The following is a 13514-nucleotide window of genomic DNA, read 5'->3' as shown; positions in this document are numbered from 1 at the left end:
AACCCGATGCACCCCGCCGCCGTCGAGGCGATGACGGCCGTGCTCGGCGCGGTCGGCAACGCGTCCTCCCTGCACACCAGCGGCCGGGCGGCGCGGCGGCGCATCGAGGAGTCCCGCGAGCTGATCGCCGAGCGGCTGGGCGCGCGCCCCTCGGAGGTCATCTTCACCGCCGGCGGCACCGAGAGCGACAACCTGGCGGTCAAGGGCATCTACTGGGCCCGCCGCGACGCCGAGCCGCGGCACCGGCGCATCGTCACCAGTGAGGTGGAACACCACGCCGTGCTGGACTCGGTGAATTGGCTCGTCGAGCACGAGGGCGCCGAGGTCACCTGGCTTCCGACCGCCGCCGACGGGTCGGTGTCGGCCGCGGCGCTGCGCGAGGCGCTCACGCGCCACGACGACGTCGCGCTGGTCTCGGTGATGTGGGCCAACAACGAGGTCGGCACCGTGCTGCCGGCCGCCGAACTGGCCGCCGTCGCGGCCGAATTCGGCGTCCCGATGCACAGCGACGCCGTTCAGGCGGTGGGCCAGCTGCCGATCGACTTCGCCGCCAGCGGGCTGTCGGCGATGAGCGTGACCGCGCACAAGTTCGGCGGCCCGCCCGCCGTGGGGGCGCTGTTGCTGCGCCGCGACGTGGCGTGCGTGCCGCTGGCGCACGGGGGAGGCCAGGAGCGCGACATCCGTTCGGGCACCGCCGATGTCGCCGGTGCGGTCGGAATGGCGGCGGCCGTCCAAATCTCGGTCGACGGGCTCGAGACCAACAGCGCCCGGCTGCGGGCGTTGCGCGACCGGCTGGTCGACGGCGTGCTGGGCGGCATCGAGGACGTCACCCTCAACGGGGCCCGCGATCCGCTGCGGCTTCCCGGCAACGCGCACTTCACCTTCCGCGGCTGCGAGGGCGATGCGTTGTTGATGCTGCTGGACGCCAACGGAATCGAGTGCTCGACCGGATCGGCGTGCACCGCCGGCGTCGCGCAGCCCTCGCACGTGCTGATCGCGATGGGCGCCGACGCGGCCACCGCGCGTGGATCTTTGCGACTTTCATTGGGACACACCAGTTCCGACGCCGACGTCGATGCCGTGCTGCGGGTGCTGCCGGGCGCGGTGGACCGCGCCCGTCGGGCCGCACTGGCCGCCGCGGGGGCGTCCTAGGTGAAGGTGCTTGCCGCGATGAGCGGTGGCGTCGACTCGTCGGTCGCCGCCGCCCGGATGGTCGACGCCGGGCACGACGTGGTCGGCGTGCACCTGGCGCTGTCCAGCGCGCCCGGCACGCTGCGCACCGGCTCGCGGGGGTGTTGCTCAAAGGAGGACGCCTCCGATGCGCGTCGCGTCGCCGATGTGCTCGGAATCCCGTTCTACGTATGGGATTTCGCGGACAGGTTCGCCTCGGACGTCATCGACGAGTTCGTGTCTTCCTATGCGCGCGGCGAAACGCCCAACCCGTGCGTGGTGTGCAATCAGAAGATCAAGTTCTCGGCCCTGTCGGCCAAAGCCGTTGCGCTGGGCTTCGATACGGTGGCCACCGGCCATTACGCCCGGCTTTCGGACGGCCGGCTGCGCCGGGCCGTCGACATGGCCAAGGACCAGTCCTATGTGCTGGCCGTCTTGAGCGCCGAGCAGCTGCGGCACGCGGCGTTCCCGATCGGGGACACCCCCAAGCCGCAGATCCGGGCCGAGGCCGCGCGGCGCGGCCTGACCGTCGCCGAGAAGCCGGACAGCCACGACATCTGCTTCATCCCGTCCGGCAACACCCGCGCGTTCCTGGGCGAGCGCATCGGGGTGCGCCGGGGGGCGGTGGTCAACGCGGACGGCACGGTGCTCGCCGAGCACGACGGCGTGCACGGTTTCACCGTCGGCCAGCGCAAGGGACTCGGCATCGCCGGACCGGGACCCGACGGGCGCCCGCGCTACGTGACCGCGATCGACGCCGAGACCGCCACGGTGCGGGTGGGGGTGGCGGCGGATCTCGAGATACGCGAAATCGTCGGGCGGGCACCGGTTTTCACCTCGGGCGCGGCGCCGTCGGGCCCGGTGGAGTGCGCGGTTCAGGTGCGCGCACATGGTGAAACCGCGGACGCGGTCGCCGAATTGGTCGACGACGAGCTGCTCGTGCGACTGCACGCCCCGATGCGCGGCGTGGCCCGGGGCCAGACGCTGGTGCTCTACCGCCGCGACCCCGACGGCGACGAGGTGCTCGGCAGCGCCACCATCGCCGGCACCGCACGCTGATCACCGCGGCATGTTCGCCGAGATATTCGTCATCACGATGTCGGACACCGATTGCGCGAAGCCGCAGAAGGTGACCTCCAGCATGGCCACCGACAGGATCCGGTAGTCGCGGCCGCATCCGCCCGGCCGCAGGTGCAGCGTGGTGGCATCGGCGTTCCATTCGCCGACGTAGAGCTGCCCGCTCGAGCCGTTCGCGCAGTCGCCGACGGTCCCTACCAGGGCGCCGAAGGCGCGCCGGGCGGCGTCGGCATCGCGATAGGCGGCGGCGCCTTCGGAGATCAGCGCGCCGTCGGGCGGGTCCTGAAAGGTCGTCTTGTGGAACGCCTCGAGGTCGCGGCCGAACGTGGCCGTCTCGGCGTAGATGAACCGGCACTCGCGCGGCGCGGTGTCGGCGAGCGCGTCGATGTCCACCGGGCTGGTGCCGTCCATCGAGGGGATGATCGTCAGATGCTCACCGGCGCCGGTGATCGCGCGCATCCGCGACTGGTCCAGCAGGATCGCGTCGACGTCGACGCCCTGCACCACCCTGCGATTGGCGCCGGAACCCGCCACCGCCGCCCCGTCGACCACCCGGGTGCACGCCGCCACCAGCGCCACCGCCGCGCACAACAGCGGTAGCGACGCTGACTTCGCCTTCTGCGACACCGTTACGCACCCCTTTGGCGTTGAACCTACCCGGGCGACCCGCCCGCACCCAGACCCCGCCGACGGTCGAGTGCGAGGACGTCGAATACGGTTGCCGGGTGAGTGTTTTCGCCCATCCCTTCGCCACGGCCAGCGGTGTTGGATCCTGGCCCGGCCGCGCCGCGCGAGAAGCCGCCGAGGTTGTGGTGGGTGAACTGGCGGGCGCGCTGGCGCACATCGTCGAACTGCCCGCCCGCGGAGTGGGTGCCGACATGCTCGGCCGGGCCGGCGCGCTGCTGGTCGACGTGGCCATCGACACGGTGCCGCGCGGCTACCGGCTGGTTGCCCGGCCCGGCGCGGTCACCCGCCGCGCGATCAGCCTGCTCGACGAGGACGTGGACGCGCTACAGGAGGCCTGGGAAGCCGCCGGCCTGCGCAACGACGGCCGGGTTGTGAAGGTGCAGGCGCCGGGCCCGATCACGCTGGCCGCCGAAATCGAGCTGGCCAACGGCCACCGCGCGATCACCGACCCCGGGGCGCTGCGCGACCTGGCGGCGTCGTTGGCCGAGGGTGTGGCCACGCATCGGTCGGTGCTGGCCAGCCGGCTCGAGGCGGAGGTGGTGGTCCAGTTCGACGAGCCGTCGCTGCCCAAAGCGCTGGGCGGGGGGCTGAGCGGGGTGACCTCGCTGAGCCCGGTGGCACCGGTCGACGAGGAGCTGGCCGCCGGCCTCCTCGACCATTGCGCCCAAACGGTCGGAGGCGAGGTGCTGCTGCACTGCTGCGCCTCGGGCATTCCGTGGGACCTGTTGCAGCTTAGCGTATTTCGAGCCGTCTCGGTGGACGCGGGCACGCTGGACGCAGCGGACCTGGACGGCATCGCCGAGTTCGTGGAGCCGGGCCGCACCGTCGTGCTGGGGGTGGTAGGCGCCCAGGCCCCGCCGCGCCGCCCGTCGGCGGAGGAGGTGGCCGCCGCGGTGGTTGCCGTGACCGATCGCCTCGGCTTCGCCCGCTCGGCGCTGCGCGACCGCATCGGGGTCACCCCGGCCTGCGGTCTGGCCGGCGCCGCTCCGCAGTGGGCCCGCACCGCGATCGAGCTCGCCCGCAAGGCGGCCGAGATGTTCGCCGCGGACCCCGACGCCATCGGATAGGCAACCAATCGGTTGCGCTTCGGGCCACCCTGTGCTTCACTGATAGGCAACCAGGAGGTTGCACATGAAGATCGAGAAGCAGGTCGTGCTGCGCGCGCCGCTGCAGCGGGTGTGGCGGGCCATCAGCGACGCCGAGGAGTTCGGGCGGTGGTTCGGGGTGCGCTTCGACGGTCCCTTCGTCGCCGGAACGTCGGTGACCGCCGCGATCACCCCCACCACCGTCGACGGCGAGGTCGCCAGGCGCCAGGAGCTGCACACCGGGGTGCGAAGCACCTGGCAGATCGTCGCCATCGAGCCGCCGCGCCGGTTCGCCTACCGCTGGCATCCGTTCGCCGTCGATGCGGGAGTCGACTACAACGGCGAGCCGACCACGCTCGTCGAGTTCACCCTGACCGAGCGGCCCGACGGCGTGCTGCTGACCATCACCGAGTCCGGTTTCGAGGCGATCCCGCCGGCACGTCGCGGCCCGTCCTTCGAGGCCAACGACGAGGGCTGGGCGATCCAGACCACGCTGGTGCGCAAGTACGTCGAGGGCGTGCGGGTATGACCGGACGTGCCACCGTCGATGCGGGGCTCTTCGACGCGCTGGGTGATCCCAACCGGCTGCGCATCATCGTGCGGCTCTGCGAGCACGGCCCGAGCTCGACATCGAAGGTCACCAGCGTCATACCGGTCACCCGGCAGGCCGCCAGCAAGCACCTGCAGCTGCTGGAGTCCGTCGGGCTGGTGACCAGCAGCCGGCACGGACGCGAGCGCGTGTGGGCGGTGCAGACCCAGCCGCTGGCGTCGGCCAGTGAGTACCTGAGCCGGCTGTCCCGCCGGTGGGACGCCGCGGTGGATCGGTTGCGGTCTTACGTGCAGGACTGAGCGCGCCGGGTTTCACGTCGGTGTCCTCGGATAGCCTGCCAAGGTGAGCTCAGCAGAAGCTGATTCGGTATCGCCCGAGGTGCGTAGGCAGTGGCAGGACCTGGCCGAGACGGTCCGTGAACATCAGTTCCGCTACTACATCAAGGACGCCCCGATCATCTCGGACGCGGACTTCGACGCGATGTTCAACGAGCTCCTGGAGCTCGAGGAGCGGCACCCCGAGCTCCGGGTGCCCGATTCCCCGACGCAGCTGGTCGGCGGGGCGGGGTTCGCCACCGAGTTCGCCGAGGCGGCGCACCTGGAGCGGATGCTGAGCCTCGACGACGTCTTCGATCGCGACGAGCTGGTGGCGTGGAGCAACCGCGTCGAGAACGAGGTCGGCAAGGAACCGCATTACCTGTGCGAACTCAAGATCGACGGCGTGGCCCTGTCGCTGGTGTATCGCGACGGCCGGTTGGAGCGGGCCGCCACCCGCGGCGACGGCCGGGTCGGCGAGGACGTGACGCTCAACGCGCGCACCATCGACGACGTCCCCGAGCGGCTGTCGGCCGGCACGGACTTCCCGGTCCCCGCCCTGCTCGAGGTGCGCGGCGAAGTGTTCTTTCTGCTCGCCGATTTCGAGGCGCTCAACGCCAGCCTGGTCGAGGACGGCAAGGCGCCGTTCGCCAATCCGCGCAACAGCGCGGCCGGGTCGCTGCGCCAGAAAAACCCGGCCGTCACCGCCCGGCGCAAGCTGCGGATGATCTGTCACGGCATCGGCCGCACCGAGGGGTTCGCGCCCACCAGCCAGCACGAGGCCTACGCCGCGCTGAGCGCTTGGGGGCTGCCGGTGGCCGCACAGACCGCGCGGGTGCGCGGCCTGGCCGCAGTGGAGGAGCGGATCGCCTACTGGGGTGAGCGCCGCTACGAGCTCGAGCACGAAATCGACGGTGTGGTAGTCAAAGTCGACGACGTCGCCCTGCAGCGCCGGCTGGGAACCACCTCGCGCGCGCCGCGGTGGGCCGTCGCCTACAAGTACCCGCCGCAGGAAGCGCAGACCAAGTTGCTCGACATCCGCGTCAACGTCGGGCGCACCGGACGGGTCACCCCGTTCGCGTTCATGAAACCGGTCAAGGTGGCCGGCTCGACGGTGGGGCTGGCCACCCTGCACAACGCCGCGGAGGTCAAGCGCAAGGGCGTGCTGATCGGCGACACGGTGATGATCCGCAAGGCCGGTGACGTGATCCCGGAGGTGCTCGGCCCCGTCGTCGACCTGCGCGACGGCTCCGAGCGCGATTTCGACATGCCCACCACCTGTCCCGAGTGCGGCACCCGGTTGGCGCCGGCCAAGGAGGGCGACGCCGACATCCGCTGTCCCAACGCTCGGTCCTGTCCCGCGCAGTTGCGCGAGCGGGTGTTCTACGTCGCCGGTCGCGGCGCGCTCGACATCGAGGGGCTGGGTTACGAGGCGGCCACCGCGCTGCTCAAGGCCGGCGTGATCGCCGACGAGGGCGACCTGTTCGGGCTCACCGAGGCCGACCTGTTGCGCACCGAGCTGTTCCGGACCAAGGCCGGTTCCCTGTCCGCGAACGGCAGACGCCTGCTCGACAACCTGGACAAGGCCAAGAAGGTGGCGCTGTGGCGGGTGCTGGTGGCGTTGTCGATCCGGCATGTCGGCCCGACGGCCGCGCGCGCCCTGGCGACCGAGTTCGGCGACCTGGACGCGATCATGTCGGCATCGACCGAGCGACTGGCCGCGGTGGAAGGTGTCGGACCGACGATCGCGGCGGCGCTCACCGAGTGGTTCACCGTCGACTGGCACCGCGCGATCGTCGAGAAGTGGCGATCCGCCGGCGTGCGGATGGCCGACGAGCGTGACATCAGCGTGCCGCGCACCCTGGAGGGACTGACGGTGGTGGTCACCGGGTCGCTGGCCGGCTTCTCCCGCGACGACGCCAAGGAGGCGATCCTGGCGCGCGGGGGAAAGGCCGCCGGCTCGGTGTCGAAGAAGACCGACTACGTCGTGGCCGGCGATTCGCCGGGTTCCAAGTACGACAAGGCGATCGAGCTGGGCGTGCCCGTCCTCGACGAGGACGGTTTCCGGAAACTGTTGGCCGAGGGGCCGACCGCAACCCCGGTGGACTGAGCCGATGAGCAATCGGTACGGTGATTCCACACGCAGCCTCAAAGCCGGTCATTCTCAAGCGATTCCGGGTCAACCGGTAGCTCCGCAGCCGGTGCTTGCGTCCACCTACCACCTGTCCGGCGACGAATCCGATGCCTTGGACAACTACGGCCGCGACTCCAGTCCGGTTTGGCGACAACTGGAGTCCGCGCTCGCCGAGCTGGAGGGGGCGGCCGGTGCGCTGGTGTTCGGCTCGGGCATGGCGGCCATCGGCGCGCTGCTGGGGACCCTGGCAAGGCCCGCGTCGACGGTGGTGGTGCCCGCCGACGGCTACTACGAAGTGCGCCGCTATGCCCGCGAGAACCTGGCGCCCGCGGGCGTGAAGGTGATCGAGGCGTCGAGCTCGCAGATCTATGACGCCGCCGCGGGTGCCGACGTGGTGCTGGCCGAGACCCCCACCAACCCGGCGCTGGATGTCGTCGACCTGCACCGGCTCGCCACCATCTGCAGGGGACGCGACGCCAGTCTGATCGTCGACAACACCGTCGCCACGCCCCTGGGGCAGCAGCCGCTGTCGCTGGGCGCCGACGCGGTGGTGGCCAGCGCCACCAAAGCCCTGTCGGGTCACAGCGACCTGTTGGCCGGCTACGTCGCCACCGATCGGCCCGAGCTGCTCGCCGCGGTGCGGCGCCACCGGCAGTCCGCCGGTGCGATCCTGGGCGGGTTCGAGGCGTGGCTTTTATTGCGCAGCATCAGAACTGCCGGATTGCGCTTCGAACGCCAATGCCAGAACGCCCGGGCGGTGGCGACCATGCTGGCCCGCCATCCGGCGGTGCGGGCGGTGCACTATCCGGGGCTGGCCGACGACCCGGCGCATCCGGTGGCCATGGCGCAAATGCGCCGATTCGGGGCGCTGGTCTCGGTCGAATTGGCCGATGCGGCAGCGGTGCACGCGCTGGTGGACCGCAGCGAACTGCTGATCGCCTCCACCAGTTTCGGGGGCCTGCACACCTCGGTGGACCGCCGGGCGCGCTGGGGAGACCCGGTCGCCGACGGATTCGCGCGCATCTCACTCGGTATCGAGGACACCGATGACCTGCTCACCGACATCGAACGCGCGCTGATGCCGTCACGGTGACGCGGTATCAGTCGGGCCGTACTGCATGGAAATTGGTCCGCATCGCCCGAGCGGCTCTATCGTGGGCTCTATGACCCAGACGGCCGACCGGTGCGAGCACGCATCACCGTGGTCGCCGCGCGAGGCCGAAATACTGGCCGTGACCCTGGCGCTGCTGCAGGAACACGGCTATGACCAGCTGACGGTGGACGCGGTGGCCAACGCCGCGCGGGCCAGCAAGGCCACGGTCTACCGGCGTTGGCCATCCAAAGCCGAGCTGGTGTTGGCGGCCTTCATCGAAGGCGTCCGCCAGGTGGCCGTCGCGCCGAACACCGGCACGTTGCGCGGCGATCTGCTGAGCCTGGGCGAGACGATCAGCCAGGAGTGCGGGCAGCACGCCGGCACCATCCGCGCGGTGATGGTCGAGGTGTCGCGCCACCCCGCCCTCAACGACGCCCTGCAGCACCAATTCCTCGACCAGCGCAAGGCGACGATCCAGCACGTGCTGCGCCAGGCCGTCGACCGGGGTGAAATCACCGAGGACGTCATCACCGACGAACTCTGGGACCTGTTGCCCGGCTACCTCATTTTCCGGTCGATCATTCCCGGCCGCCCGCCCACGCGTGCCACCGTGCAAGCCTTTGTCGACGGGTTCCTCATCCCCGGCCTGACCAAGCCCGCCGGGTAACGGCGCCGCGCGCCCGCGCCGGCCCGGTTGGAAAATATGCACGCGCGCGTCTCTTGTACAGTACGGTCCCGTACCGTACTGTCATAGCTGTCGATCACGCTCACGACGTTGGCAAGCCGTACCTGGCTTGAGCGTGATCGTGCCGCCCGATCTTCGAAAGGCTAACGGGTGAAGGGCTTTTCGATCGCGTCCCTGGTGAGGCGGGGGTGGATGGTGCTCGTCGCGGTGCTGGTGATCACACTGGCGGGGTTCGGGATCTACCGCCTGCATGGAATCTTCGGTTCGCACAACAACCCGGCGGCCAACAGCGGGCTGTCAAACGAGATCGTCCCGTTCAACCCCAAGCAGGTGGTGCTCGAGGTCTTCGGCGCACCGGGGGCGACCGCCACCATCAACTACCTTGATGTCAACGCCCAGCCCCAACAAGTCAAAGACGCGCCCTTGCCGTGGTCGTTCACCATCACCACCACCGAGCCCGCGGTGATCGGCAACGTCGTCGCGCAGGGCAATGGCGACACCCTGGGCTGCCGCATCACCGTCAACGGCGAAGTGAAAGACCAACGCACCGTCCACAAAGTCGACGCCTACACCTTCTGTCTGGATAAATCTGGATGACAAACCATGAGCAGTCGCGGCCCAACGTGGCGCGCACCATCCGCCGGCTCGCGCTGCCGATCCTGTTGTTCTGGGTGGCCCTGGCCGCCATCACCAACATCGCCGTTCCGCAGCTCGAAGACGTGGGCAAGACCCACAACGTGGCGCTGAACTCCCCAGATGCCCCATCGCTCAAGGCGATCAAGCGCATCGGCGAGAAGTTCGGAGAGTTCAACACCGACAGCTCGGCGATGATCGTGCTGGAGGGCGACAAACCGCTGGGCGCCGACGCCCACCGGTTCTACGACGAGATGGTCCGCAGGATCGAGCAGGACCGCAAACACGTCCAGCACGTCCAGGACTACTGGGGCGACACGTTGACCGCGGCCGGATCGCAGAGCAGCGACGGCAAGGCCGCCTACGTTCAGGTGAACCTTGCCGGCAACCAAGGCTCGGCGTTGGCCAACGAGGGTGTCGGTGCGCTGCGCGAAATCATCGAGCGCATGAAGCCGCCGCCGGGCGTCAAGACCTACGTGACCGGCGCGGCGCCACTGATCTCCGATCAGTTCGACGTGGGCAGCAAGGGCACCGCGAAGGTCACCGGAATCACCATCGGGGTGATCGCGCTGATGCTGTTCTTCGTCTACCGCTCGGTGCTCACCACGCTGCTGGTGCTCGCCACCGTGCTTATCGAAATGTCGGCGGCCCGAGGCCTTGTCGCGTTCCTGGGTAATGCCGGCGTGATCGGGCTGTCAACGTACGCCACGAATCTGCTCACGCTGCTGGTGATCGCGGCCGGAACCGACTACGCGATATTTTTCGTCGGCCGCTACCAGGAGGCGCGCCGCACCGGCGAGGACCGCGAAAAGGCTTTCTACACCATGTATCACGGCACGACCCACGTCGTGCTGGGCTCGGGGCTCACCGTCGCAGGCGCGGTGGCCTGCCTGAGCTTCACCCGGCTGCCCTACTTCCAAAGCCTGGGCATTCCAGCGGCATTGGGCATCCTCGTCGCGCTGTTCGCCGCGCTCACCCTGGGGCCGGCGATACTTACCCTGGGCGCCATGATGGGCATCTTCGACCCCAAACGAGCGGCGCGAACCCGCGGCTGGCGGCGGATCGGCACCGCCATCGTCCGCTGGCCCGGTGCGGTGCTCGCGGCGGCAGGCGCGCTGGCCCTGGTGGGCCTGCTCGCCCTGCCCGGCTACAAAACCAGTTACGACACCCGCCCGTACATGCCGGCCAGCGCGCCGGCCAACGTCGGGTACACGGCCGCCGAGAAGCACTTCTCGCGGGCCCGTCTGGAGCCCGAATTGCTGATGGTCGAAACCGATCACGACATGCGCAACCCGGAAAGCATGCTCGTCCTGGACAAGGTGGCCAAGGCTGTGTTTCGCGTTCCGGGTGTGGCGCAGGTGCAGACCATCACCCGGCCGCTGGGAACCCCCCTCGTCCACAGCTCGCTCGCGTTCGTGGTCAGCAATTCCAGCGCGGCGCAGCAGCAAAACCTGACCTACCAACAGGATCGGGCCAACGACGCCCTCAAGCAGGCCAACGAGCTGAACAAGACCATCAACATCCTCAAGCAGCAGTACGTCTTGCAGCAACAACTCGCCGGCACCACCCATGAGGAGACCGAAAGTTTCCGCGACACGCTGGTCACCATTCGGGATTTGCGCGACAAGATCGCAAACTTCGACGACTTCTTCCGGCCGGTCCGCAGCTACTTCTATTGGGAGAAGCATTGTTACGACATTCCCGTCTGCTTCGCCTTCCGGTCGCTGTTCGATGCGATCGACGGCATTGACCAGCTCACCGAAAAGTTCGAGAACCTCACGGCCTCCCTCGACAAGCTCGACGCGCTGCAACCGAAACTGACCGCGCTGATACCGCCCCAGATCGAGAGCCAGCAGACCAATCGCGACCTGACCCTGGCGAATTACGCGACGATGTCCGGCATTTACGCGCAGACCGCGGCCGCGATCGACAACGCGACCGCGCTGGGGCGGGCCTTCGACGCGGCCAAGAACGACGACACCTTCTACCTGCCACCCGAGGTGTTCAACAACCCCGACTTCAAGCGCGGGCTGAAACTGTTCCTGTCACCGGATGGCAAGGCCGTCCGCATGATCGTCACTCACGAAGGCGATCCAGCTACGCCGGAAGGCATTGCGCACATCGACCCGATCGCCAAGGCGGCCCATGAGGCCCTCAAGGGCACGCCGATGGCCGGCGCGCAGGTCTATCTGGGCGGCACCGCTGCGACGTACAAGGACATCCAGGATGGCGCGAAATACGACCTGATGATCGTGGCGTTCGCCGCGCTGAGCCTCATCCTGCTCATCATGATGATCATCACCCGCAGCCTGATCGCAGCGCTGGTGATCGTGGGCACCGTTGCGCTATCGCTGGGAGCGTCGTTCGGGCTCTCGGTCCTGGTGTGGCAGTACATCTTCGGCGTCGAGCTCTATTGGGTCGTGCTGGCGCTGGCCGTGATCCTGTTGCTGGCAGTGGGATCGGATTACAACCTGCTTTTGATCGCGCGATTCAAGGAAGAGATCCATGCGGGGCTGAATACCGGCATCATCCGGGCCATGGCGGGCTCCGGCTCGGTGGTCACCTCGGCCGGCGTCGTCTTCGCCGTCACCATGTGTGCCTTCGTGTTCAGCGGTTTCCAGGTGCTCGGTCAGATCGGGACGACCATCGGGCTCGGCCTGCTGTTCGACACTCTGATCGTGCGGTCGTTCATGACGCCTTCTGTCGCAAGGCTTCTCGGGCGCTGGTTCTGGTGGCCGCAACGGGTGCGTCCGCGTCCGGCCAGCACCATGTTGCGGCCCTATGGTCCACGCCCGGCGGTTCGACAGCTCCTGCTGTGGGAGGACGACGACCCAGTGGCGATGTCATCGCAAGCTCGCTGATGCGGTTCCCCCGAGCCGCGTCAGCGGGGATCGCCTCGGCCGGGATTTGTCGGTGGTGGTTGCGATGATGTCGTTGTGTCGTTGATCGCATCCGCTGAGGCTGTGGTGGCCCGTCCTGGTGGGCGTCTTGAGGTGTTGTTTGAGGAGTTGGCGGAGTTGACCGGTCAGCGCAATGCGATTGATGGGCGCATCGTGGCGATCGTGGCCGAGATCGATCGCGATGAGTTGTGGGGTGGGACCGGGGCGCGGTCGGTGCCGGCGTTGGTGGCCTGGAAGACCGGCTGCTCGCCGGCCAACGCCCACACGATCACCACCATCGCAAGCCGGCTCGACGAGTTCCCACGCTGCGCGGCGGGCCTGCGGGAGGGCCGGGTGTCGCTGGATCAGCTCGGGGTCATTGCCGGCCGCGCCGGGGCGGGATCCGATGAGCATTACGCACAACTCGCCGCGGTCGCGACCGTGACTCAGCTGCGCACCGCGGTCAAGCTGGAACCGCGACCCCAACCCGAGCCTCGATGTGAGCCGGAGCGTTCGATCACTAAGACCTCCGACGACCAGGGCAGCTGTTATCGGATCACCCTGGGCCACCTGGATGCGGCGAAGTTCGACGCGGCGCTGGCCTCGCATCGCGATGCGCTGCTCACCGAGTGGAAGCAGGATCGCGGCAATGGTGAGGCTGCCTCAGATACCGCGCCCCCGGTGGTGCCGGGCACCATCGAGGCGTTCATGCGCCTGATCGAGGCGGGGTGGGACGCCGAGGCCACCCGCCGCCCACACGGGCAGCACACCACCGTGGTGGTGCACCTCGACGCCGAACGGCGCGCCGCGGCGCTGCATCTGGGTCCGCTGCTGTCCGATGCCGAGCGCCGCTTGCTGACTTGTGATGCCACCGGTGAGGTGTGGTTGCAACGCCACGGCGAGGTGATCGGCGCCGGGCGGGCGAGCCGGCTGATCAGCCGGCGGCTGCGCCGCGCCCTCGAGCACCGCGACCGCAGCTGTGTGGTGCCCGGGTGTGGTGCCACCCGGGGTTTGCACGCCCACCATCTGCGGCACTGGGAAGACGGCGGCCCCACCGAGTTGGCCAACCTGGTGCTGGTCTGCCCGCATCATCACCGCGCCCACCACCGCGGCGTCATCACCCTCACCGGATCCGCACACGCACTCACCGTCACCGATAGCGCCGGGCGACCACTGAACCCGGGATCGCTGGCGCGCCCACCCACTC

Annotated in this window: 12 protein-coding genes; 11 read left to right on the top strand and 1 reads right to left on the bottom strand. The window is 69.0% G+C overall.

The features are described 5' to 3' along the window. Nucleotides 1-1152: cysteine desulfurase family protein (locus tag BST14_RS25905; protein ID WP_083067161.1), on the top strand; the 1152-nt coding region annotated here is incomplete at its 5' end. Then, nucleotides 1153-2229, top strand: coding sequence for a tRNA 2-thiouridine(34) synthase MnmA (gene mnmA / locus BST14_RS25900; protein WP_083067157.1), 1077 nt, complete (start codon nt 1153-1155; stop codon nt 2227-2229). It begins immediately after the preceding gene. On the opposite strand, the gene BST14_RS25895 is transcribed toward mnmA, so the two are convergent. Continuing rightward, a complete protein-coding gene (locus tag BST14_RS25895) occupies nt 2230-2874 on the bottom strand; it encodes a sensor domain-containing protein (protein WP_211280821.1) in 645 nt (214 codons plus the stop codon). 98 nt (nt 2875-2972) lie between these two features. On the opposite strand from BST14_RS25895, the gene BST14_RS25890 reads away from it, so the two are divergent. The 9 genes from BST14_RS25890 to BST14_RS25850 all read left to right on the top strand — a co-directional run. Continuing rightward, a complete protein-coding gene (locus BST14_RS25890) occupies nt 2973-4001 on the top strand; it encodes a uroporphyrinogen decarboxylase/cobalamine-independent methonine synthase family protein (RefSeq protein ID WP_142279615.1) in 1029 nt (342 codons plus the stop codon). A gap of 64 nt (nt 4002-4065) precedes the next feature. Beyond that, the gene (locus tag BST14_RS25885) at nt 4066-4548 is read left to right on the top strand and encodes an SRPBCC family protein (RefSeq protein WP_083067156.1); all 483 of its coding nucleotides are present in this window, start codon (nt 4066-4068) and stop codon (nt 4546-4548) included. After that, entirely contained in the window at nt 4545-4868 is a 324-nt protein-coding gene (locus tag BST14_RS25880) for an ArsR/SmtB family transcription factor (protein WP_083067155.1), read from the top strand. The genes BST14_RS25885 and BST14_RS25880 overlap by 4 nt, the downstream gene beginning before the upstream one ends. Nucleotides 4869-4911: 43 nt before the next feature. Continuing rightward, nucleotides 4912-6993 (top strand): NAD-dependent DNA ligase LigA, encoded by a 2082-nt coding sequence (gene ligA, locus BST14_RS25875; protein WP_083067154.1) that lies wholly within the window; start codon nt 4912-4914, stop codon nt 6991-6993. A 4-nt stretch (nt 6994-6997) separates the two neighbouring features. Beyond that, nucleotides 6998-8110 carry a cystathionine gamma-lyase gene (locus BST14_RS25870; RefSeq protein ID WP_083067153.1) on the top strand — a complete coding sequence of 371 codons (1113 nt, stop codon included), beginning with the start codon at nt 6998-7000 and terminating at the stop codon, nt 8108-8110. Nucleotides 8111-8168: 58 nt separating this feature from the next. Further along, a complete protein-coding gene (locus BST14_RS25865; protein WP_142279616.1) occupies nt 8169-8777 on the top strand; it encodes a TetR/AcrR family transcriptional regulator in 609 nt (202 codons plus the stop codon). A 168-nt stretch (nt 8778-8945) separates the two neighbouring features. Beyond that, nucleotides 8946-9392, top strand: coding sequence for an MmpS family transport accessory protein (locus BST14_RS25860; protein ID WP_211280820.1), 447 nt, complete (start codon nt 8946-8948; stop codon nt 9390-9392). Then, nucleotides 9389-12289 (top strand): MMPL/RND family transporter, encoded by a 2901-nt coding sequence (locus tag BST14_RS25855; RefSeq protein WP_083067150.1) that lies wholly within the window; start codon nt 9389-9391, stop codon nt 12287-12289. Before BST14_RS25860 ends, BST14_RS25855 begins: the two co-directional genes overlap by 4 nt. A 75-nt stretch (nt 12290-12364) precedes the next feature. Next, nucleotides 12365-13514: HNH endonuclease signature motif containing protein (locus tag BST14_RS25850; RefSeq protein ID WP_083067158.1), on the top strand; the 1150-nt coding region annotated here is incomplete at its 3' end.

Source organism: Mycobacterium arosiense ATCC BAA-1401 = DSM 45069 (assembly GCF_002086125.1).
GTDB classification, from domain to species: Bacteria; Actinomycetota; Actinomycetes; order Mycobacteriales; family Mycobacteriaceae; genus Mycobacterium; species Mycobacterium arosiense.
The sequence above is the reverse complement of the archived record's forward strand: the minus strand, read 5'-3'. Positions and strand labels throughout refer to the sequence as shown.